A 21,368-nucleotide genomic window follows, 5' to 3' on the forward strand; every position below is an offset into this window, starting at 1 on the left:
TCCTTTGTCTCAGGCGATATTGGCGGCAATGCTGCTGAGCATGGCGCCGGTCTTGAGCTGGGCATCGGATCCGGCAGAGAGGGCCTTGCCGGCTCCGTCCATCAGGTTGCCGATATCCTCTTTGGCCCGTTTCTTGATTTTTTCGAACTCGTCGAGCATGAACTGCATGAAACTGCTCTCGTTGATCAGCTCCTGCACTATCTTCTGCAGCTCGGCCCGCTCCTTGGCGATCTCGCCCTGGAATACTCCATTGGCACCTTGCACACTGGCGCGGGTGACGGCCTTGGCGATATTGGGGGCACTCTTGAGGCTGGCGGAGACGGCGGCGTGAATCACGGCCCGCTGCACCTCCTTGACCACCTGTTTGGTGAGCTCCTCGGCCGTGGCTTTGGCGCCCGACTCCATCGCCTTCTTGGCGGCGGTCTCGACAGCCTTGGTGACCATCTGTTCGATGGCCTGTTTGCTAAAGGCTTCCAGCAGGTGTCCCTGTCCCAGGAAGCGGGTGGTCTGCTCGGCGATGTTCTTGGCCACCTGCTCGGAGACCTGCTCTGCCACCTGCTTGCCCACTTCGGCGGCGGCGGTCTTGACGGCGGCCTCGCTGCCCTGGGCGACGGCCGTGTGGACGGCTTGCCCCGCGGCGCCCTCCATCACCGTCTCCGAGGTCTTGGCTATTGACTTGGCGGCCATGACGCCACGGCCGACGCTCACCAGATCCACCATCATGCCGGCGATCTCGAAGGCGAGTTGAACCTTGCCGGCCACATCGGCGATCGCCTTGTACTTGTCGGCGTTGGCGGTATCGATAAGGGCCAGGGTCTCGCACGCCGCCTTGACCAGACCGGCGCAGCCGGCCGCCAGATCCATGGCTCCCCCGGCGTAGTCGCCGACGACCAGCTTGGCGACACCGCTGATCACCTCGGCGACCGAGACAATCCAGTCGACGATGGCGGAGAAGATGCCGGCCTTGTGCGCCTTCTGTTGATCCTCGATGGCCTTGTCGACCTGCTTGCGCAGGTCCTCGTTTTGGCGCAAGCGCAGGTTCTCGGCCCCCTGGGTGCGGATCTCCAGCGCCAGGGACTTGAGGTTGGCGTTGTCACCGAGGGATTTCACCCCCAGCAGTGCCGCCGCCAGGCTCATCGCCTCCATCGGCGTGCGCTCGATATCGGCCAGGGTGATGGGTTTGTCATCGACCCGGGGACCAAAGGCCTCCAGGATGCGGTTCAGTGCCCCTTCGGCCAGGCGCAGGGTCACCGGCTGGCGGGGAGGCGGTGGCGCATTGAGGGGGTCACCACGGCCATGCTCCCGCTTGGGAAGCGGTGGTGCCAGGGGATCGAGGGCGCCGGCGCCGACCGGCGGCTGGCTGGCTGTCGGTGGCTCCAGCCCCTGCGGGTTGACCCCGAGCTGGGTGTTGCCATAGCGGGTCTCGGTGATGCTGTTCATGGCTGAACCTCCTGTACCTGTGCCGAGAGTTGGCGCTGGATCTCGCCCTTGATAGCGAGGTGTTGCGGCTTGTCGGCGCACCACTTGAGCGCCGCCTGGAAGGCCTTGGCCGCCTGCTCCGGTTGGGCACTCTGGCGATAACTGAGGCCGGCCAGGTAAGGGGGCTTGGGATCGTCGAGCCTGAGCAGTCCCGCCTGACCGAAGCAAAAGAGGGCCTGATCGTGCTCCTCGAGGCGCTGACAGCAGAGCCCCAGTGCCAACCAGTAGTCGTATTGCCAGTGGGAGAGGCGCGAGAGCAGCATGTAAAAGCGCTTGGCCCCGGCATAATCCCCCGCCTCAAACAGCTGGCAGGCGTAGGCATAGACATGGTCCAGGTCGACCGGATCCAGATTGATCAGGGCCTGCAGCGTCCCCCCCTGATGGAGAAAGTCGCGCACCGTGGCCAGATCGTCTTGTTCTGTCATCTCATCCTCCTTAGCGGATGTTCTGGGCGATGGACTTGTTCATCTCGGCCAGCAGGGTCTGCATGCTGTTCACCAGGCTGACGCAGACGTTGTAGGACTGCATGGTCTTCTGGATCTGGAGCTGAGCCTGGGTGACAAAGTCGGAGCAGCGGCCGGAGTCGGTTTCGAGCGCCCCCTTGATCATGTCCAGCTGGCCCTTGTCGAGTTTTACCTGGCCCGGATTGGCCATCTCCCGGTCGTAGATGTAACTCAGGGCCTGGCGCCAGACGGTTCCTTGCCACTTGTCGCGAACAAAGGGGAGGTTGCGCAGCTCGTCGGGTGAAGCACGCTCGGCCCAGTCGGGCAGATCAAAGGCATCACTGGCACGGCAACCGGGGATGTAATCATCCGGACGGGTACGCTCAACCTGGGCACGCAGCCAGCCATCGATATCGCTGGTGGAGTTCTTGCCGTCGTTTTGCACCGTGATGGCGATATGGTGGTCGCGCAGGTACTGGACGACGTCGGGCGGCAGTGCGGCCTTGTCGTCGGCCTTGGCCAGTTTGGAGAGGATGGCATCGACCTGGTTGGCGGCCTGCTGGGAGTCCCGTGCGCGGTCGGCCTTGGCACTCATCTGGTCGTAGCGGACCTGGGCGAGATCCGAAAAGAGGGTCATGAACTTGTAGAGGACGCTGATCCCCTCGGACATCAGGTTGTCTCCCTCCCCGGCCTTGCGATCCACGTAGGCGTCGTAGTCGGGGCTGGCGGCAACGGCCGCAGTGCTGGAAAAATGGGTGGCAATGCTCATGATGTGGCCTCTTAACGGATGTTCTGGGCGATGGACTTGTTCATCTCGGCCAGCAGGGTCTGCATGCTGTTGATGAGGCTGACGCAGACGTTGTAGGACTGCATGGTCTTCTGGATCTGGAGCTGGGCCTGGGTGACAAAGTCGGAGCAGCGGCCGGAGTCGGTTTCGAGCGCGCCCTTGATCACGTCCAGCTGACCCTTGTCGAGCCCCTTGCCATCCGGGTGGCCGATGCTCTTGAGATAGCTGTCGATATCGCTGGTGGAGTTTTTGCCATCGTTTTGCACCGTGATGGCGATATGGTGATCGCGCAGGTACTGGATCACCTCGGGGGAAAGGTCTCCCTTGTCATCGGCCTTGGCCAGTCTGGAGATGATGGAGTCGACCTGATTGGCGGCCTGTTGGGAGTCCCGGGCACGGTCGGCCTTGGCGCTCATCTGGTCATATTTACCCTGGGCCAGGTCCGAGAACAGGGTCATGAATTTATAGAGGACGCTGATCCCCTCGGACATCAGGTTGTCACCCTGGCCGGACTTGCGGTCCAGGTAGGCGTCATAGTCGGGAGAGGAAGTAACAGCAGAGGCGGTAGAGAAATTAGTGGCGAAGCTCATGATGATCTCCTCGATCAGGGGTTAGATAAAACGGCGCCCAAGGGAAGGGGCCGCTTTGGCTGTGGTGCCAGCAGGCGATCCACTGCCGGGTTGCTTGAGGGAAGCCTCAAGGGAAGTGAAATGGGTCTGCAGTCGTCCCATGCACTCTCCCAGCTGCTCGCGCAGGGGACGCAGCTCCTGCTGCATGGCACGGGAGAGACGCTCGAGACGCTGCTGTGCCTCGGGGTCATGGGGAGCCTTGGTCTTGAGGTCGGCGATCTCTTGTTGCAGGACCTGGAAGGCGGCCATCTGCTCACCGAGCTTGTGCTGGCGAAGCTGCAGATCCTGCATCAGGTGTTGCAGGGGATGGGTGGATTGCTGGCTCATGGATATGACTCCTTTTGGTTGCCGATGGAGGGGATGCTAGGCCCCTCCCGGGGGGGCGACTTTCGAGAAACTGCGCCCTCTTTGCTGTTTGGACGCGTGGGTTCCTGGTCTGTCTGATGGCCTCATTCTTGGCGCTTTGCTGTCGGGGCGGCATAGGGTGAAGACCTGAAACGGTCCTCAGGGGAGAGAAACGAGACGAGCCGCCCAGGGGGCGGCTCGTCGGTGAGAGACAGGCAAGGTTATGGCTGAGTGGTCAGACGCACGGCCCAACCGTCGTCCATGCGCAGCAGCTCCCCTTCGGCCCACAGCTCGGCGCCTCGCAACAGACGCAGTGTCGGATAGGCCTGAGGCGTGACGGCGCACTCGAGATCCGGTACCCAGCTTGCCAGGGTGGTGGCATCCAGGCTGATCTTGCCCACCTCGACCATCAGTCGGATTGTGCCGGGCGGCGGGGCACAGAGCGGTTTACCGGGCAGCGCCCGCCCCGACTGCCCATCGATCAGTTGCAGCCGGGCCCCCCCCAGGGGATGGAGCCAGAAGCGATCCGGCGCCTCATCCATGCCGTGCAGGGGCAGAACGTCCCCCAGGCTCAGGGTGGTGAGCTCCGCCTCGGGCAACTGGCACCAACCCAGTTGCAGGCCAAGCTCGTGGATGCGCTCCGGGCTGGGGGTGAGGGCGCTGAGCCAGCGGTGGAGCAGTGCTGGCGGGACCGATTCCAGGCACAGGGGGAGTTGCCGCCCCTCGCTGTCGAGGGTAAGGCGCCAGCACAGGGCCGGCGCCTCGGCACGGCAGAGAGTGGCCGGAGCCAGGGGCGGCAGTCCCTGGGCCTGCAACCACTGGTCGAGGGGGGCCAGGGTCCAGCTGGCCAGCAGGGGGTAGAGGCTCTCCTCTATCTGCGCCAGTGAGGGGGTGGCCAATCGGGGATCCAGCCAAGCGCACCAGGCGGCCTCGCTGATCCAGAGGTGCAGCTCACTCCCGTCGCTGCAGGTGCTCAGACGCAGGCCCGGGCCGGTCGGGCGTGACAGCTCCGCCTCCAGCTCGAGTTCACCCAGGCGCGAAGTGGCGCCAATCCGGCTGAGACGAAACAGGGGGGCCTCGCTACCCCAGCGGCTAGTTGTCATGATCGACCTCCACGGTGACCGGTATCTCGAGCAGGGACGAGAGCGCCTCTTCCAGCCCCTTGCCTCGCCCGCAGAGGCGCTGCGCCACACTGGCTGACGGTGCCGTCAGGCGCATCACCAGCCGCCCCCCTTGCCAGCCTGCGTTGATCATCAGGCCTGCGAGGGGACCGCTGGCTGCCCTTAATTGCAGTGTCTCGGGCAGGGGGGGGCGCGCACGAGCCGGCTCCTGTTCCCGGGGCGCCGGTGCCGGCATAGCCTTGGCCGCCCTATGGGGGTCATGGGGGGGGGCGGCGCGCAGGGGCGGTAGCGGTATATCCCCGAGCAGGGCCTGAAAGCGCTCGACGGACTCTTCCTGCGGGCGTTGCTCTTCGTCTCTTTGCTGCTGACGACGGGTGGGCAGGCAATGGGTGGGTGTGATCATGGAGCCTCCTCCAGCAGTTGTAATTTTTCCTGTTCGCGCAGGTTTAGCCTGAGTCGGGTCTCCTGCTCTGCGCGCAGTTGGTTCAGTCGTCCCTGCTCGGCGATCAGGGCATCCTGTTCGTGGGCCAGCCGCTCGACCTCGCTCTCCAGAGTACAGAGGGCGGCGCGCAGACGGCCCAGGGTCGCCTGGTTCATACACCCGGCCTGCTGGGTCAGCTGGCGCCACTGCTGACGCAGGTCCGCCTGGCGGCTGGTCAGTTGTTGTTGGCGCAGCCGCAGGCTCTGCAGTTCTTCGCCCAGCCGCGCCAGTGTGGTGCGCAGTCCTCGCTCCCGTCGCCGTTTGATATCGAGTAACTGTCTCAGCATGGGAGCCCCACGGCGTCAGAGAGGGTAACCAGGGTCTGGGGCAGGGCCGTCGGTTCGTCGACCCGCTGACAGAGCAGTGCCGTGATGGCCGGCCGCCGGGCGATGGCATCGTCCGCCTCCGGGTCCTGTCCTTCCTTGTATTCTCCCACCCTGACCAACAGCTCCACCTCTTGCCAGGCGGCGAGCAGGTGGCGCAGACGGCCGGCCGCCTGCTGATGGGGGCGCGCGGTGACCTGATTCATCACCCGGCTGATGCTGGCCAGTACGTCGATGGCCGGATAGTGGTTCGCCTCGGCCAGACGACGGGAGAGCACTATGTGCCCGTCGAGCAGGGAGCGAACCTCTTCGGCCAGGGGATCGCCCTTCTCCTCCATCAGTACGGTATAGAAGGCGGTGATACTGCCTTGCGCAGCCGGACCGGCTCGCTCCAGCAGGCGCGGCAGGCGGGCGTAGAGACTGGGGGGGTAGCCCGAGCCCACCATGGGTTCGCCGGCGGCCAGCGCAATTTCGCGAATGGCCCGGGCGTAGCGGGTCAGAGAGTCCACCAGCAGCAGCACCCGGCGACCCTGGTCGCGAAAGTACTCGGCGATGGTGGTGGCGGTTGCCGCCGCCTTGAGGCGCTCCAGCGCGGGGCGATCCGAGGTGGCCAGTACCACCACGCTGCGCTCGCGCAGGGCCGGGGTCATCACCTGCTCGAGAAACTCCCGCACCTCGCGTCCCCGCTCGCCGATGAGGGCCAGCACCACCACCTCGGCATCGCTGTTGGCGGCCAGCATGCCAAGCAGGGTGCTCTTGCCGCAGCCGGCCGGGGCGAAGATGCCGAGGCGCTGACCCACCCCGACGGTCAGGATGGCATCGATGGCGCGCACGCCCATGGGCAGAGGGGTGTCGATAAGGGTGCGGGCCAGCGGCTCGGGGGGCTCGGCCTCGAGAGGTTGCCACCCCTCGATGTCGGGGACGGGGAGCCGATCGGCGGGGCGTCCCAGGGCATCGACGACCCGTCCGAGCAGGGCTGGGCCGACGCCGATCCGGGCTCGCTCTCCGGTGGGGGAGACCAGCATGCCGCAGGCCAGCCCCAGGGGCTCCCGATAGGGGGAGAGCAGGGCCTGCTCCCCCTCCAGGGCCACCACCTCGGCAGGGCTGCCGTCTGGCAGGGTGCAGAGTTCCCCCAGGCCGACGCCGGGCAGATGGGCCCGCAGCAGGGTGGTGCCCACCGTGAGGATGCGCCCCTCCAGGCGCTCCTGGGGCGCAGAGGTGAGGATGGGGTGGGGCAGCGCTCCCAGGATCTGGTGATAATCAGGCAGCCGCATGGGTCTCTCCTATCAGCTCTATGTGTCCCAGTACCTTGAGTTCGGCTTCGTCATCGATCTCCTGAAACGAGAGGACCGGGGTAGTGAAGAGATCCTTTTCGATGAGCTTGCGGATAAAACGGCGCACGTCGATGGCGGTCACCAGGGCGGTGCCAGGACCGCCCGTGCGAGCGAGTGCGGAGCGGATCTCGCCGAGGATGGCCTGATTTTCCTCCGGGCTCAGGGCCGAGTAGGAGCCGGCCGATGTCTGGCGAATCGACTCGCGCATCAGTTGCTCGATATGGCCGCCGACCAGCCAGGCCCGCACCCAGGGCTGGCCCCGGCGCTGGCGACCGACAATATGGCGGCGCAGGGCCAGGCGGGCATATTCCGCCAGCATGACCGGGTCTTTCTCCCGGGGGGCCCACTCCACCAGGGCCTCGAAGATGGCCCGCAGATCGCGCACCGAGACCCCCTCCGCCACCAGGCGTTGCAGCACGTCGGCAACCCGGGCCACCGGCAGCTGGCGCTGCAGCTCCTTGACCAGCTCCCCGTAGCGCTGCTCCATCTGATCCATCAGGTAGCGCGCCTCTTGCACCCCGATAAGTTCGGCCCCGTAGCGGTCGAGGGCGACCGACACCAGGTGGACGATCCGCGCCTGCCCCTGATGGCACTGCAGCCCCATGCCGGAGATGGTGGCGACCTGATCCGGACTGACCCACTGCAGGGTGAGTCCACCGAAGGGGAGGGGATCGCGCTGGCTCACCTGTTTTATCTCCGGACTGGCGAGATCGAGCAGTGGCAGGGGCGGCAGGGCCAGGGAGAGGATGGGCTCCTGATAGAGCAGCAGCGAGAAGTGACCGGGAGCCAGAGAGGGATCCCCTTGCAGCTGGATATCGGGCAGCGGCAGCCCCAGTTGCTCGAGCTTGTCCAGACGCAGGGCCGAGAGTGCCTGGCGCAGCTGCCCATCGCGCGCCTCATCGGGGGACAGGCGCAGCAGCAAGGGGGTGGCACCTATGGTCAGGGGGGCACTGTCGGCACTCGCCTCATCCCCGTGCAACTGGGCTGCTGCGGCGCTGTTGCCCCCTTCGCGGCTGAGCCAGTAGGTGATGCCGGCAACCAGGGCGGCCAGGGAGAGAAAGACCAGGGTGGGGAAACCGGGCAGGCAGGCAAAAAGCACCAGCACGGCCGAGACGATCCAGAGTGCCTGGCGCTGGCGCAGGATCTGCTCGGAGAGCTCGCTGGCCAGGTTGCGTCTCTGCTCCCCGGGCACCCGGGTGACGATGATGCCGGCCGCGATAGAGATGAGCAGGGCCGGGATCTGGGCGATCAGCCCATCCCCCACCGAGAGGATGGCATAGGTCGAGGCGGCCTCGCCGGCGCTCATGTCGTGCATGAAGACGCCGACCCCGATCCCGCCGAAGATATTGACCAGGATGACGATGATAGAGGCGATGGCATCCCCCTTGACGAACTTCATCGCCCCGTCCATGGCCCCGTAGAGTTGGCTCTCCTTCTGGACCATGGCCCGCTGACGGCGAGCCTCGTTGGCATCGATGATGCCGGCCCGCATGTCGCCGTCGATACTCATCTGCTTGCCGGGCATGCCATCGAGGGAGAAGCGGGCACTGACTTCGGCCACCCGCTCCGACCCCTTGGTGATGACGATAAACTGCACGACCGTGATGATGGCAAAGACGATGAGGCCCACCGCCAGGTTTCCCCCCACGGCGAAGTTGCCGAAGGTGTAGACGATCTCCCCGGCATCGTGTTGCAGCAAGATGAGACGACTGGTGCTGATGGTGAGGGCCAGCCGGTAGAGGGTGGTGATGAGCAACACGGCAGGAAAGGCAGAGAACTCCATCGGCTCGCGGATATAGACCGCCATCATCAGCAGGGTGATCGAGAGAGTGAGGTTGATGGCGATCAGCACATCCACCAGCAGGGTGGGCAGGGGCACTATCATCATGAAGATGGCCAGCAGCAGCATGGCGGCCAGGATCACATCCTGCCGTGCGGCGATCCCCTGTAACCAGCGATTGAGCGTTTTCATCTGTGTGCTCCACAACGTGATCTTGTCAGGGGTTATCTTGCGTGCGGAGGCGGGGAGTCGGTATAGGGTCAAGACCTGAATCGGTGAATACAATAGCGGTGAGGTGGCCTGAGCCACCTCACCATCCTCTCGACATTATTTCGTCACTTTGAAACGGGTGACATCTAATTCAGGATGCCGCTCAACATGTCGCATCTCTGAATAGGTGATTGGCTCATTGTAATCAGGGGCTCTCGTCATGCCTGATTTCCATGGTTTGGTGTGCAGATCCCTGCGCTCCACCTCCCTCCCGTCAAAATCTTGCCAGGCGAATGCCACCTTGGCTCCCGTGGATTGGAAAAACTCCAGCCCGAGCTTACTGGTTTGCCTAAAAAAAGCAGTGTTAAGCATTTTTTCTACAGTATAGGCATCCCCCAGGTTAGCCAGTGCAGCACGCCGATCATCGGGGGACGGCATGGCCGAAATATCCTTGAGTTCCTTGGCAAGGGTAGTGATTTCTTGTGGGCTCATTGGCTCCAATAAATAAGGTGGGACATTTTTAGTGAGAAACGATTTTATCTCATCTTCACTTTTGTTTTTCAGTTTTCCTAATATATCGATTCTGTCGTGATTCTGATGTAAAAAGTCAGCCCATTGGGTCACTCTCTCCCGTTGCCACTCAACCTTTTTATCCTGTGTATGCTGACTCGGGTATCCGCTGGCAAACTCCCCCAGCTCCTTGGGCTTGATGTGATTGGAGAGGAGCCCTTTAGCCGCATTTTCCTGGGTTGAGAAATAGCTGTCTATGGTGAGAGGCCACGCAATGCCCAGTGCGCTGTTGTATTCATCGATGGTCTCAAGTTTTATATCCTTGCTAACACCGAGATGAGAGAGTGCGTCACTCATATCGCCACGAATATTGGTTCCGCCGTACAGAGCACAGCGGATGGGCTCTCCTCCATCTTTATTCGAGAGGGCTATGTCACGCGGTAACATCTGGGTAATTCTGGTGGTGCGATGAGAGAACAGACTCTTATCTTCCCATGCTGTCGTACAAAACTCTTTGATGCGATCGAGATAACCAAGATTGGCGTCACGACGAACAGAAGGTTGCGAGTCGTGATAGTCAACCCTGTAGGTCAAACCATTGATGTCCAAACGGCCTATTTTTTCAAAACCGGGAAAACTGGCGGCGTGTCCAACCTCTTGGAGGGAGTTCACTTTGATAGAAAGCTCCATATTCTCTCTCCTATCAGACCAGGTTGCCATGAGGCATGGCTGTAGTAGGGGCATTTTTCGAACTGTTCAGACGTGCTTGCCAGTGCTTCATCAGCTCCAGAAATTGTGAGAAGTGATCACAGAAATCGTGCAGGCTTGTTTGAGTGAGCGCCAGGCTCCAATAAAGAATCAGGCTATTGGTTTTGGGCTCGATACCGAGACCAGGACCATGTCGTAACGGATTGAGCGCTTCAACAAGCAATTCATGCATCAGGCTGCTATCCAGCGCTTCGTCCACCCCCGTGGATATGGTTCCAATCAAGGTGATGACCTCGTCACTGTCATAACGAAGAGCGATCTCTTCCTTTTCATCTATGGTCAATTGGCAGAGGCCAGCTGAATCGAAGCGTGCGTCGGGGATACCTATGTGTTTGGCAAAATGAGCGAGCATATGTTGAGTTTGCATTCTATTTCCTCTCAGATTATTTCCACTGCCGATGATGGACTTCCAGTTGCGATCCCGGCTTTGGTAATTGGTTACTATCTTTAGAAAAGCACTCTGATGTTGGAGGCATGGGATGTGTGCTTTGGTGTGTCGTTCGGTTTCCGTTGAGTGATTACCGCGTTGTTGTTGGATCTGTGATGGACGCCCGATCGAGCAGCAGACGTTGGCGGCGCACCAGCTCGGCCCACTGCTCGGCGCCGCTGTCGGGGGGGGCCAGGGCCGAGAGCCAGAGGGAGGCGCCGCTAAGCCAGGCCCGCAGCGGGATGCCGGCTCCCGCATCCGGTTGCAGTAAAGAAAGAAGACGCAGCAGGGTCTCTTGCCTATCCTGCCGGGCGAGGGGGCGGCACAGGCTGACTCTGGCCCGGCCCTGGCTCTGCTCCAGATAGAGGGTCTCGCCGGCCCGCGGCAGAGCGAGGCGCAGGGCCGCGGCCTGCCCCTTGGCCCCCATCAGCCTTAGCCAGAGCTCGGTCTGACGTTGCCATTGCAGATCCATCAGGACACCTCCCCCGGTACACACTTTGGAGCGTGTCGACAGCGGGTCACGTCGCTCTCATAGGCTGGGGTCAGGCGGGCTTGCAACTCGCGCAATTGCGCCAGCATCGGCTCTCCCCGGCGTGCCCGTCTGGCCAGTTGCTCGAACTCCTGATGCAGGGTGAGGGGGGAAGAAGTGGAGGGGACTCTGCCCTGGGCATCTTGATGGTTCATAGGGACTCCGCAGATCGGCGATTGAGTCACAGTATGAGGAGGAGTCTGTCTTGCGGGGATAGGGTGAAGACCTGAAGTGAGTGGACGCTTTGGTTCAGGTCTTCACCCTATGGGGGAGAGGAGATGCGGGGATCACAATGGGGTCATACCCTGGCGGAGAACCCATCATGTCCCTGACAGAACAACCTGCCGAGCTGATTGCCCTGCTGGCCACCCTCTCCCTGCTGCCCCTGCTGGTGGTGATGGGAACCTCGTTTCTCAAACTCTCTGTGGTGTTTGCTTTGCTGCGCAATGCCCTCGGGATCCAGCAGATCCCCCCCAATATCGCCCTCTACGGTCTGGCGCTGATCCTGACCCTGTTTATCATGACGCCGGTGGGGACGGCGGTGCAGGAGCGGGTGGCGGCCTCGCCGGCCGAGCCCGGGGCCGGGTTGCTGACGCGCCTCTCCGACAACACCCTGGACCCTTATCGCCACTTTCTGCGCCAGCATACGGCCCCGGCCCAGTTGCGTTTCTTTCGCGATGCGGCTCGCAAGAGCTGGCCTGACAGCATACGGGAGAAGGTCAGTGATGACTCACTGCTGCTTCTGATGCCGGCCTTCGCCGTGAGCCAGCTTATCGAGGCATTCAAGATTGGCTTGCTGCTCTTTCTCCCCTTCATCGCCATCGATCTCATCGTCTCCAACGTGCTGCTCGCCATGGGGATGATGATGGTCTCACCCATGACCATCTCCATGCCCTTCAAGCTGCTGGTGTTCGTGCTGGTGGGAGGGTGGGACCGACTGCTCGGCCAACTGCTGCTCTCATACCACTGAGGAGGTCATCATGGGTGAGGCGCAAATCGTTCAACTGGCCGGCGAGCTGCTCTGGCTGGTGCTGGTGTTGTCACTGCCTGTGGTGCTGGTGGCCTCCCTGGTCGGCATCCTGGTTGGCCTGGTGCAGGCACTGACCCAGATCCAGGATCAGACCGTCGCCTTCGTCATCAAGCTGGTGTGTGCCTGCATCACCCTGGCCCTGACCCATCACTGGATGGGGGAGGCACTGCTTGGGTATGCGGCAAGAACCCTGGATCTGATTGGCCAGATGGGGAGCTAGCATGGAAGAGCTCAATCACTGGTGGCCGCTGCTCGGGGTGGCCATGATGCGCCCGCTCGGGGCCATGCTGATTCTCCCCCTGTTTGGCCCTGCCATGCTGGGGGGAACCTTGATCCGCAACGCCCTGGCCCTGATGGCGACCCTGCCGGTGCTGCCCCTGCTCTCGACCCTGGTGCTGCCCAATCCGCTGCAGGCTCCTGTGCACTATGCCCTGGTGCTGGCGGCAGAGCTCGGCATCGGCGTGATGCTGGGGTTCTCTGCGGCCATCCCGCTCTGGGCACTGGATATGGCCGGTTTTGTCATCGACACCATGCGCGGGGCCTCCATGGCCGGTGTCTTCAACCCTCTGCTGGGGGGGCAGTCCTCCCCCATGGGTTCTCTGTTCTCCCAGTTGGCGGGAGTGCTCTTCATGGTGTTGGGCGGCTTTCATGCCCTGCTCAGCGCCCTGTTTGCGTCTTATACGTGCCTGCAACCGGGTCAGGGATGGCACTGGAGCAGCGGTTTCTTGCCCCTGCTCGAGCAGTTGTGGCACCAGCTCTACACCCTGGCTCTGGGCTTTGCCATGCCGGCCATGGTGATGATGGTGCTCATCGATCTGGCCCTGGGTCTTATCAACCGCTCGGTTCAGCAGCTCAACGTCTTCACCCTCTCCATGCCTATCAAGAGTGCCATGGTATTGCTGATGCTGATCATGGCGCTCCCTTTCGCCCTCTCGGGGGTGCTGGATCACTTCATACAGTTTGACGGTGGCCTGATCTTGCAACTGGGAGCACGGCCATGAGTGAAAAGACCGAACAGCCCACCGCCAAGCGGATCCGCGATGCCCGTGAGGAGGGGCAGGTCGCCAAGAGCCAGGAGATCAACGCCCTGGTCCAGCTCGCGGTCATCCTGCTCTGGATGGTGGCCGAGGGGCCCATGCTCTATCAGGCGTTCGGGGATCTCATCGTCTCGACGGTGGGGGTGGTCAATCTCTCTCTCTCCTCGGCCATGAGCGTGCTGGTGGGCAAGTTGGCCACGCTGGTGGTGCGCTTCGTCTTTGGATTGGCCGACCTGCTGGCGGTGTTGTTGATCCTGACCGGTCTGGTGCAGAGTGGTTTTCTGTTTGCTCCCAAGGCGATTCAGCCCTCCGGGCAGCGTATCAATCCCCTGTCCAATGCCAAGCAGATGGTGTCTGTGGTCAAGCTCTTCGAACTTGGCAAGATGCTGCTCAAGATGGGGATCCTGGCGCTGACCTTCAGCTACCTCATCGAGCGCTATGCCGCCTCCTTTACCCATCTCTCCCAGGCCAGCGTGGTGGCCGGCATCCTGGTCTGCAGCAAGATGGCCCAGTGGATGTGGGCCATCTTGCTGATCCTGACCGCCCTCTTTGCCGTCGCCGATTACGCCATGCAGCATCATCAGTTGCGCAAGCAGCTGATGATGTCGAAAGAGGATATCAAGCAGGAGTTCAAAAATGCCGAGGGGAGCCCAGAGATCAAGCAGCGGCGTCGTGAGCTCCATCGCGAGGTGCAAAGCGGCAGCCTGGCCGAGAAGGTGGCCGATGCCTCAGTGGTGGTGCGCAACCCGACCCATATCGCCGTCTGCCTGCGCTATTGCGAAGGGGAGACACCCCTCCCCAGAGTCCTCGAATATGGTCGTGACGAGCGTGCCCTGCACATAGTGGCGCTGGCCGAGGCGCGTGGCATTCCTGTGGTGGAAAACATTCCGCTCGCCAGGGCGCTGGTGGCTTCCACCCAACCGGGCGACTTCATTCCCGAGGAGCTCTTTGTGGCGGTGGCCCAGGTGCTGCGGCTGTTGCGGGAAGAGAGTGAGGAGGAAGGCGATGAGGAGTAGGGTGTGCTGGTTGCTGCTCTGCCTGCTGGCGGGCTCTCTTTGCGCCGAGCCCCTGCGCTGGGTCCGGGTTCCTGCCGATGGCCGCATCCCCGAGGTCACGAAGGCGACGCCCGGGGCCTCGGTGCCGGCCGGGGATCCGGCCCGGTACAAGGCGCTGATCGCCGAAGTGGCCGGCCAGCACCGGCTCGATCCCCTGCTGGTGCAGGCAGTGGTCGCCGTGGAGTCGGCCTACCGCCATGATGCGGTGTCGGAGAAGGGGGCCATCGGACTGATGCAACTGATGCCGGCCACGGCCGCTCGTTATGGCAAGCATGCCCTGACGGTGCCAAGAGAGAATCTGGAGGCCGGCGTCACCTATCTGGGGGAGCTGCTGCAGCGATTCGGTCGACTCGATCTTGCCCTGGCCGGTTACAATGCCGGTGAAGGGGCCGTCGATCGTTACGGGGGGCGCATTCCTCCCTATCCGGAGACCCAACGTTATGTTCAGAAGGTGCTCGATAACTACCGGAGCCTGAAACAGGGCTCTTCCGACGAGATACCGTCTGCCTCGACCCCTGCCCCTGGTCTCGGCGATATGGGACAATTATGGCGCCTCCTGACCGGAGGCTCGTCGAATGCAGCCAACCGATGAAGGAGCTACCATGATCCGCCTGCCCTGGCGCACGTCACTCTCACTGCGCCTCGCCCTGACCCTCAGCGGTGTCATCGCCCTGTTTTGGCTACTCAGTACCAGCGTCGCCCTGTTGCTGGACTTCGAGCAGACCAAGGGAGCCTTGCAGCGGCAGCTCATCTCCCGGGTCGAGGAGAGTGTCTATGAGCTGAGCGTGGAGCTGCTGGATGTGGAGCGTGATGTGGCGACTCTGCTGCGAAGTTGGCAGGGATTGGGCGACCAGGGACCCAGGCCCGAGCACTATCTGGCTGCGCATTATATTGCCGATGGGGAGGGGGTGGTCGATGAGCGGGACCGAGTCCAGCGAGCCCTGGCCTTCGTCGAGGCTTATGGCAGCGGGGGGCTGGGGGATTTTGTCGATACGTTCGTGCTGCTCGACGGCGGTGTGGTGCTCTCCAGTGCCAGCGGCCGGCCAACCGATACTCCTCGCCATCTGGCCCAGTTGAGGGCACTGCGTCAACAGGCTCACAAGGGCACCATCTGGAGTGCCCCCTATCACAGCCGGGATGGGGATTGGCATGTGATTGCCGCCCGGCGTGATCCGGCGAGCGGAGCCCTGATCGGGGTCACCGTTCATCTTCCCCCCTCCTTTGGCACCGAGGAGCGGCGCTCGGATGAGGAGATCGTCTGGCTGGGGAGCGACGGCGCGGCTATCACCGCCTATACCACCCACAATCTGGTGTCGCCTCAGGGGTGCCTCGGCCAGGATGGGGTCGACAGGGATGGCCGCTTCGCCATCTGTCGCGAGGTGATACCTGTGAGTTGGCAGATGCAGCTCTTTACCCCCAGCAGTCAGATCAGGGAGGCGGCCTTTGCCGCCCTGCATCGCCATCTGCCGGTCGCCCTGCTGCTGTTGGTCACCCTGGTGGGGCTGCTCTATCTGGTGCTGCAGCGAACCCTGGGACGCAGTCTGGATGGCGTGATGCGAAAGCTCAACCCCCATGTCCCTGTCTCCCTGCTCCCCCCCCTGGAGGTCGAGGGAGAAGATGAGTTGGGGCGCATCGCCCAGACCTACAACCGCTTGCTGGAGGCGGTCAAGGCACAGTATGCGGTGCTCGAGGCCAGGGTGGCGGAGCGCACGGCCGAACTGGAGTTGGCACGGCGTCAGGCCGAGCAGGCCAGTGCCAACAAGAGTGAGCATCTCAACAGCATCAGCCACGAGATCCGAACGCCCCTCAACGGCATCATCGGTGCTCTGACCCTGCTCAGCCAGGGTGAGACCAGCGGCGAGCAGCGGGATCTGCTCGATACCGGCCTCAAGTGCTCCAGGCACTTGCTGGAGATCATCAATAACCTGCTCGACTTCTCGCGCATCGAATCCGGCCAGATGGTGGTGATGGCCGAGCCGCTCGATCCGTTGCCGCTTATCGATCAAGCCATGTTGACGGTCCAGCTGCCGGCCATGGAGAAGGGGCTGAGTCTGCACTGCCTGCTGGAGGCGAGTTTCCCCCGCCGGCTCAACACGGATGGGCTGCGCCTGCGCCAGATCCTGATTAACCTGTTGGGCAACGGGGTCAAGTTCACCAGCGGGGGAGAGGTGCGCCTGCGCGGCTGGAGCGAGGGGGGCAAGGTCTGTTTTCGTGTCACCGACAGTGGCCCCGGGATCCCGACGGCACGCAGTGATGATGTCTTTACCCCCTTCCACCAGGTCGATAGCCACAAGGCGGGGAGTGGGCTGGGACTGCCCATCGCTCGCAGTCTGGCTCGTCTGCTCGGCGGGGATCTCTTTCTCGAGCCGGTACCCCGTGGAGCCAGTTTCCGCCTCGAGTTACCCTTGGGGGAGGGGGCGCTGGCCGAGCGGGAAACCCGGGGCCCCATCATAGCCCCGGCCATCCTGCATGCTCAGCTGCTCGCCTGGGGCTATGAGCCCGAGACGGGAGAGAATCCCGAGCTGGAGGGGAGGGAGCTGTGCTACCTGCCGGAGCGGTTGCACCACTGTCTGGAGGGGCGACCCCTCGACAATCTGCTCGAAGAGCAGATGCCCACCTCCCCCTGGTCACTGCAGATCCTGCTGGTCGACGACGTGGAAACCAACCGGGACATAGTGGGGCGCATGCTGCGTCAACAAGGTCACCAGGTCTATCTGGCAGCCAGCGGTGCCGATGCCCTGCTGCTGGGGCGTGAACATGTGTTCGATCTGGTGCTGATGGATATGCGTATGCCAGGCCTTTCCGGTGAGGAGACATTGCACCTGTGGCGGGATGAGGGGAGCGGCATGCTGGATCCCGATTGTCCCGTCATGGCCCTGACGGCCAATGCCCAGCCGGGGGAGCGTCAGCGACTTCAGCAGGTGGGCTTTAACGAATATCTGACCAAACCCGTTACCCCCCTGATGCTGTCACAGGCGTTGGAGTTTGCCGCCGATCTGCAGTTGGAGCGAGGGGTCGAGCTCGCCTTTAACCAGGGGGGGGCGGTACTGGGCGAGGATCCGCAGCTGCGCGAGCGTCTGGCGGCGGATCTCGAGACTCACTTAGTCTCGCTGGAGGAGGCCCTGGCGAGGGGAGAGGAGCAGACGGTACGCCATCTGCTTCATACCCTCAAGGGATTGGCCGGACAGGGGGGGCTGAGCCTGGTGCACGAGGCGTGCCGCCACTGGGAGGAGTGCCTCGAGGAGGGGAGTGAGGTTCCCCCCCTTGCCTTGAACGATCTGCGCCGTCTGGTGCGGGGGGAGCTGGGTTAGAACTCCAGCAACCCCAGCCGCCGGGCCCAGTTACTCAGCTCGGCGGCGTTGTGGGCATCGAGCTTGCGCATCAGATTGAGGCGGTGGGTCTCTACGGTTTTGAGGCTGATGGAGAGCAGCTCGGCAATGTCGCGGTTGCGCTTTCCTTCTGCCACCAGCTTGAGGATCTGCCGTTCACGCAGGGTGAGAGGCGTCTCGGCGCCACCGCTCTGGGCGCTCTCCAGCGTCTCCAGCTTGAGGGCCGGATCGACGAAGCGCTTGCCGATGGCGGCGTGCTGCAGGGCGGCGAGCAGGGTCTGTTGCGGGCTCTGTTTCAACACATAGGCAAGCGCCCCTGCGGCGAGCGCCTCCCGTCCCCGACGCTCTTCGCTGGAGGCGGTGACCACCACGATCCGCAGCGATTCCCAGCGACGTCTGAGCTGGTGGATCACATCGATCCCGTCCATGCCGGGCAGGCCAAGATCCAGCAGAACCATGTCCGGTGTCAGCCTTTGGCAGGCCTCGTAGACGGCCAGCCCGTCGCTGACGGCGCCCACCACGTCGTAACGGGGCTGATTGGCCAACAGGTTGCGAATGCCATCGATTAACAGAGCATGGTCTTCGACGATCAGGACTCTCAGGGGAGAGGTGGAAAGGCTCATGCTGACTCCCAATAATTCAACAGCTTCTAATTATATTCATCCGGCCACTACGAGGCTATGCGCTCCCCCTCATATGGACTCTCTCACCGGGCGGCGCAGTGTGCCACTTGGCCATCACCCAGATTGATGTGGAGTTCATCACCCCCGGCGAGGGCCAAACGGTAACCGATCACGGCGGTGTGGCTCATGCCGTTGCAGTCGAACTCCTGGGTGATCCGGGTGAAGGTGAGCACCCGGCTCTGCTGAGTGCCGCTGTCGAAGTTGAGGGGCGCATCCAGCAGGGCAGGGCGCTGATCCAGAAGTTGGGCCAGCAGTGCGGCCGAGCCAGTGGTAAAGGTGATCATCACGCTCTCCTTGGGGCGGGGAGAGGCTCCCCGTAAAAAAGGGGCGTAGCATACGGGCTTGCGGTGGGAGGGGCTGTCGTGAAACGGCGCAAAATTTTGAATTCTGGCCGTTTTCAATCAGGTCGGATGAGGGAGCAACGCATCTTCTTCCCAGCCCAGAGGCAGGGCGAGCAGGGCGTCGATGAGCTCGCGTCGTTCCGATTTTTCCAGATAGGCGAGATAGAGGGGACGGCTCAGGGGTTGGCCATCCCTGACCGGGTGCAGTTGGCCCCGGCCGATGTAGCCGCTCACCATGCGTCTTGGCAGGTAGGCCGCGCCCCCGTTGGCGAGGAGAAAATGGAGCGCCATGCTCGCCGAGCTGGAGTGGAGCACCGGGGTCTTCTGCAATCCCTGCAGCCGGGTGGGCTGCGGCTCGAAGCTGCTGCCCCAGTCGAGGTGAATGTGGGGCATCTGGGCCAGCCGGTCGTCGCCCACGTCGGGGTCCCGACTCACCAGCTCGAACACCAGCTCGCCGATGGGATGCAGGGCGATCTCGTCGATCTTGGTGGGCTCGGAGAGCAGGGCGATATCGAGGGAACGTTCGAGCAGCTGGCGACAGAGGTGCTCGCGCGAGGCGGTCTCGATTCGCACGGCCAGACCGGGTGCCATGCCATAGATATGGTGTAACCAGTCGTTGAAATCGAGCTCCCAGAAGACCGGCGGAGCACCGATAGCCAACTGCTGGCTAAAGCCCGGGGAGAGAGCAACATCCTGCTTGGCGCGTCCGAGCGTATGCAAGATGGCGTCGGCATAGGGGAGCAAGCGTTCGCCCGAGGCGGTGAGACGGATGTTGTTACGATGGCGGGCAAACAGGCTGACGCCCAGTTGCTGCTCCAGTTGGCGGATGCGAAAGCTGACCGCCGACTGGGTGAGATAGAGATTCTCGGCAGCCCGGCCGAAATGCCGGGTCTTGCTCACCTCGATAAAGGTCCGAAGCAGTTCGGTGTCCATTAATCGAGGGACTCGTCGCCGCCGCCACCGCCGCCGCCACTGCTCTCGAAGCTACTGCTCTCCTCGCTGCCACCGGCCACGGTGCAGAGGCGATGAACACGTTTGGGACCGATGACCTTCAGGTACTTGAACCAGACCTTGGCATGGGGGTTACCGCCGGCTTCTCCGCTCTTGACCTGGTTGATGAAGGCCGCTTCGACCTCATCGCGGGGCTCGTGAGTGCCCTGGTAGAGGGCCAGCATGGCGGTGCCATACTTCTCCAGCGCATCGGCCTCGGCGACGGTGAACTCACCGCTGCGGCGCAGGCCACGGGGAAAATGTTTGAAGTCGTTGAAACGCTTATCAGATTCGAAGCTCATAAGTGATCTATTTCTGGTTATGGTTACCTTCGCGGGCAAGTATCATCAGGCTTGGAGAGAGTGCAAAATCAATTTACTCGCCATCTTAATGAAAAATTTTTATCAAAGCGAACCAGGCAGGCCCGCGCCGAAAGAATCGACAAAAAAAGGGCCATAAATGGCCCTTATTGCTGATTTTTCACGTCTTTTTAGCGGGTCTCCCCTCGACTGCCCGGCGCCTATTTCTGCTCCATGATCACCTGTAGCAGATCCCCTTCCAGCAGGGCCCGCTTGACCAGCGCCACGCCCCCCATGGTCGGCTGGTTCTGAAAACGGGCCTTTACGATGGGCAGACCGCGGTGGAAGCTCGGCAGGGACTGATGTTCCACACAGCGGCGGATGGCCGGCATCAGTACCTCTTCGGCGGCGGTGATCTCACCGGCCAGCAGCACCTTCTGAGGGTTGAAGAGGTTGACCGTGATGGCGATGGCACGCCCTAGATGCTCGCCCACGTGCTCCAGCACGCTGCGCGCCAGCTCGTCGCCAGCCAGGGCCGCCTTGCACACCTCCTCGATGGTGATGTGCTTCTCCTGCAATCGGCTGTGGTGGCCGCGGCTGATGAGCTCCTTGACCCGTTCGATGATCGCCTCGTTGGAGGCGATGGTCTCGAGGCAGCCGAAGTTGCCACAGTGACAGCGCTTGCCCAGCGGTTCGACCTGGATGTGGCCTATCTCGCCCACGTTGCGGTTTTGACCGAGGAACACCTGACCCTTGGTGATGATCCCCGAGCCGGTCCCCTGATGCACGCTCACCAGGATCGAGTCCATGCAGTCCCGGGACTCACCGAAGAAGTGTTCGGCCAGTGCCAGGGAGCGGGTATCGTTGCCTACATAGCTCGGCAGGTTGAAGTGGTTCTCCAGCAGCTTGGCCAGTGGCAGGTTGCGGATCTGGTATTTGGGGGTGTAGATGACCATGCCGGTTTCGGGGTTGACCAGGCCGGGCATGGTCAGGGCGATGGCGATCAGCTGGCGATAACGCTCGCGGTTCTGATCGATAAAGGCCCCGATTTCCCGCAGCAGCATCTCGACGACGGGCTGCTGATCGATCTCGTTGACCTCGGTGATGTGGTGATCCAGGGTCTTGCCATCGAGATCGTAGAGGGAGAGGTGCAGATAGCCCCGTCCCAACTTGGCCGAGACGAAGTGGAAGCGGTTCTTGATGGTGGTCAGGGAGATGGCGCGACGCCCCCCGGTCGAGGCCTGGGGGGCACTCTCCTTGATCAACCCGTGCTCGATGAGCTGACGGGTGATCTTGGTGACACTGGCGGGTGCCAACTGGCTCAGTTCGGCAATCTTGACCCGGGAGATGGGCCCCTGCTGATCGATCAGCCGATATACGGCCGCACTGTTGACCTGTTTAATGAGGTCTACGTTCGCAATTTGTCCACCAGTCATTG

25 protein-coding genes are annotated in these 21,368 nt (G+C 62.6%); 6 read left to right on the forward strand and 19 right to left on the reverse strand.

What is annotated here, in order from left to right; genetic code table 11:
- Positions 1–9: 9 nt before the first annotated feature.
- The 14 genes from AB5Y48_RS14180 to AB5Y48_RS14245 all read right to left on the reverse strand — a co-directional run bounded on the left by AB5Y48_RS14180 (position 10) and on the right by AB5Y48_RS14245 (position 11,321).
- On the reverse strand, positions 10–1,440 hold the full coding sequence (locus tag AB5Y48_RS14180) for a type III secretion system translocon protein (RefSeq protein ID WP_368164880.1): 1,431 nt from the start codon (positions 1,438–1,440) through the stop codon (positions 10–12).
- On the reverse strand, positions 1,437–1,904 hold the full coding sequence (locus AB5Y48_RS14185; RefSeq protein WP_136613198.1) for a SycD/LcrH family type III secretion system chaperone: 468 nt from the start codon (positions 1,902–1,904) through the stop codon (positions 1,437–1,439). The genes AB5Y48_RS14180 and AB5Y48_RS14185 overlap by 4 nt, the downstream gene beginning before the upstream one ends.
- Before the next feature lie 10 nt (positions 1,905–1,914).
- Positions 1,915–2,691, reverse strand: a complete 777-nt coding sequence (locus AB5Y48_RS14190; protein ID WP_050667091.1) for a secretion protein EspA — start codon at positions 2,689–2,691, stop codon at positions 1,915–1,917.
- A gap of 11 nt (positions 2,692–2,702) precedes the next feature.
- Positions 2,703–3,299: a secretion protein EspA gene (locus tag AB5Y48_RS14195; RefSeq protein WP_021229289.1), complete on the reverse strand. Its 597-nt coding sequence runs from the start codon at positions 3,297–3,299 to the stop codon at positions 2,703–2,705.
- Positions 3,300–3,320: 21 nt separating this feature from the next.
- Entirely contained in the window at positions 3,321–3,665 is a 345-nt protein-coding gene (locus tag AB5Y48_RS14200) for a hypothetical protein (RefSeq protein ID WP_368164883.1), read from the reverse strand.
- A gap of 239 nt (positions 3,666–3,904) precedes the next feature.
- Positions 3,905–4,786, reverse strand: coding sequence for a hypothetical protein (locus AB5Y48_RS14205; RefSeq protein ID WP_050667092.1), 882 nt, complete (start codon positions 4,784–4,786; stop codon positions 3,905–3,907).
- Positions 4,776–5,207: a hypothetical protein gene (locus tag AB5Y48_RS14210; RefSeq protein ID WP_368164884.1), complete on the reverse strand. Its 432-nt coding sequence runs from the start codon at positions 5,205–5,207 to the stop codon at positions 4,776–4,778. Before AB5Y48_RS14210 ends, AB5Y48_RS14205 begins: the two co-directional genes overlap by 11 nt.
- Entirely contained in the window at positions 5,204–5,572 is a 369-nt protein-coding gene (locus AB5Y48_RS14215) for a hypothetical protein (RefSeq protein ID WP_050667094.1), read from the reverse strand. Before AB5Y48_RS14215 ends, AB5Y48_RS14210 begins: the two co-directional genes overlap by 4 nt.
- Positions 5,566–6,882, reverse strand: coding sequence for a FliI/YscN family ATPase (locus AB5Y48_RS14220; protein ID WP_368164886.1), 1,317 nt, complete (start codon positions 6,880–6,882; stop codon positions 5,566–5,568). The genes AB5Y48_RS14215 and AB5Y48_RS14220 overlap by 7 nt, the downstream gene beginning before the upstream one ends.
- Positions 6,869–8,914, reverse strand: a complete 2,046-nt coding sequence (locus tag AB5Y48_RS14225) for an EscV/YscV/HrcV family type III secretion system export apparatus protein (RefSeq protein WP_224162631.1) — start codon at positions 8,912–8,914, stop codon at positions 6,869–6,871. Before AB5Y48_RS14225 ends, AB5Y48_RS14220 begins: the two co-directional genes overlap by 14 nt.
- A 135-nt stretch (positions 8,915–9,049) precedes the next feature.
- On the reverse strand, positions 9,050–10,132 hold the full coding sequence (locus tag AB5Y48_RS14230) for a hypothetical protein (protein WP_060584964.1): 1,083 nt from the start codon (positions 10,130–10,132) through the stop codon (positions 9,050–9,052).
- A 13-nt stretch (positions 10,133–10,145) separates the two neighbouring features.
- Complete coding sequence (locus AB5Y48_RS14235) at positions 10,146–10,577, reverse strand: type III secretion system chaperone (protein ID WP_021229281.1); 432 nt, start codon at positions 10,575–10,577, stop codon at positions 10,146–10,148.
- 151 nt (positions 10,578–10,728) lie between these two features.
- Positions 10,729–11,109, reverse strand: coding sequence for a hypothetical protein (locus AB5Y48_RS14240; RefSeq protein ID WP_050667098.1), 381 nt, complete (start codon positions 11,107–11,109; stop codon positions 10,729–10,731).
- Positions 11,109–11,321, reverse strand: a complete 213-nt coding sequence (locus AB5Y48_RS14245) for a hypothetical protein (protein WP_134320764.1) — start codon at positions 11,319–11,321, stop codon at positions 11,109–11,111. Before AB5Y48_RS14245 ends, AB5Y48_RS14240 begins: the two co-directional genes overlap by 1 nt.
- Positions 11,322–11,488: 167 nt before the next feature.
- On the opposite strand from AB5Y48_RS14245, the gene sctR reads away from it, so the two are divergent.
- The 6 genes from sctR to AB5Y48_RS14275 are packed head-to-tail and all read left to right on the forward strand — an operon-like array spanning position 11,489 to position 17,599.
- Positions 11,489–12,136 (forward strand): type III secretion system export apparatus subunit SctR, encoded by a 648-nt coding sequence (gene sctR / locus AB5Y48_RS14250; RefSeq protein WP_021229279.1) that lies wholly within the window; start codon positions 11,489–11,491, stop codon positions 12,134–12,136.
- A gap of 10 nt (positions 12,137–12,146) precedes the next feature.
- On the forward strand, positions 12,147–12,416 hold the full coding sequence (sctS, locus tag AB5Y48_RS14255; protein ID WP_005356828.1) for a type III secretion system export apparatus subunit SctS: 270 nt from the start codon (positions 12,147–12,149) through the stop codon (positions 12,414–12,416).
- A gap of 1 nt (position 12,417) precedes the next feature.
- Positions 12,418–13,197, forward strand: coding sequence for a type III secretion system export apparatus subunit SctT (gene sctT / locus AB5Y48_RS14260; protein WP_050667100.1), 780 nt, complete (start codon positions 12,418–12,420; stop codon positions 13,195–13,197).
- The gene (locus tag AB5Y48_RS14265) at positions 13,194–14,249 is read left to right on the forward strand and encodes an EscU/YscU/HrcU family type III secretion system export apparatus switch protein (RefSeq protein ID WP_224162623.1); all 1,056 of its coding nucleotides are present in this window, start codon (positions 13,194–13,196) and stop codon (positions 14,247–14,249) included. Before sctT ends, AB5Y48_RS14265 begins: the two co-directional genes overlap by 4 nt.
- On the forward strand, positions 14,239–14,880 hold the full coding sequence (locus AB5Y48_RS14270) for a lytic transglycosylase domain-containing protein (RefSeq protein ID WP_031227429.1): 642 nt from the start codon (positions 14,239–14,241) through the stop codon (positions 14,878–14,880). The genes AB5Y48_RS14265 and AB5Y48_RS14270 overlap by 11 nt, the downstream gene beginning before the upstream one ends.
- Before the next feature lie 10 nt (positions 14,881–14,890).
- Positions 14,891–17,599 (forward strand): two component system sensor kinase, encoded by a 2,709-nt coding sequence (locus tag AB5Y48_RS14275; RefSeq protein WP_368164888.1) that lies wholly within the window; start codon positions 14,891–14,893, stop codon positions 17,597–17,599.
- Here AB5Y48_RS14275 and AB5Y48_RS14280 read toward each other — a convergent pair.
- The 5 genes from AB5Y48_RS14280 to AB5Y48_RS14300 form a co-directional block, all read right to left on the reverse strand.
- The gene (locus AB5Y48_RS14280) at positions 17,596–18,240 is read right to left on the reverse strand and encodes a two component system response regulator (protein WP_021229273.1); all 645 of its coding nucleotides are present in this window, start codon (positions 18,238–18,240) and stop codon (positions 17,596–17,598) included. The genes AB5Y48_RS14275 and AB5Y48_RS14280 overlap by 4 nt on opposite strands.
- A gap of 83 nt (positions 18,241–18,323) precedes the next feature.
- On the reverse strand, positions 18,324–18,584 hold the full coding sequence (locus tag AB5Y48_RS14285; protein ID WP_050667103.1) for a hypothetical protein: 261 nt from the start codon (positions 18,582–18,584) through the stop codon (positions 18,324–18,326).
- Positions 18,585–18,701: 117 nt separating this feature from the next.
- Positions 18,702–19,574, reverse strand: coding sequence for an HTH-type transcriptional regulator HdfR (gene hdfR / locus AB5Y48_RS14290; protein ID WP_050667104.1), 873 nt, complete (start codon positions 19,572–19,574; stop codon positions 18,702–18,704).
- Entirely contained in the window at positions 19,574–19,933 is a 360-nt protein-coding gene (gene maoP / locus AB5Y48_RS14295; RefSeq protein WP_060584976.1) for a DUF413 domain-containing protein, read from the reverse strand. Before maoP ends, hdfR begins: the two co-directional genes overlap by 1 nt.
- 218 nt (positions 19,934–20,151) lie before the next feature.
- Complete coding sequence (locus AB5Y48_RS14300; RefSeq protein WP_050667106.1) at positions 20,152–21,366, reverse strand: ROK family protein; 1,215 nt, start codon at positions 21,364–21,366, stop codon at positions 20,152–20,154.
- Positions 21,367–21,368 lie beyond the last annotated feature (2 nt).

This window comes from Aeromonas sp. R6-2 (genome assembly GCF_040908155.1).
In the GTDB taxonomy this organism is placed as follows: Bacteria; Pseudomonadota; Gammaproteobacteria; order Enterobacterales; family Aeromonadaceae; genus Aeromonas; species Aeromonas schubertii.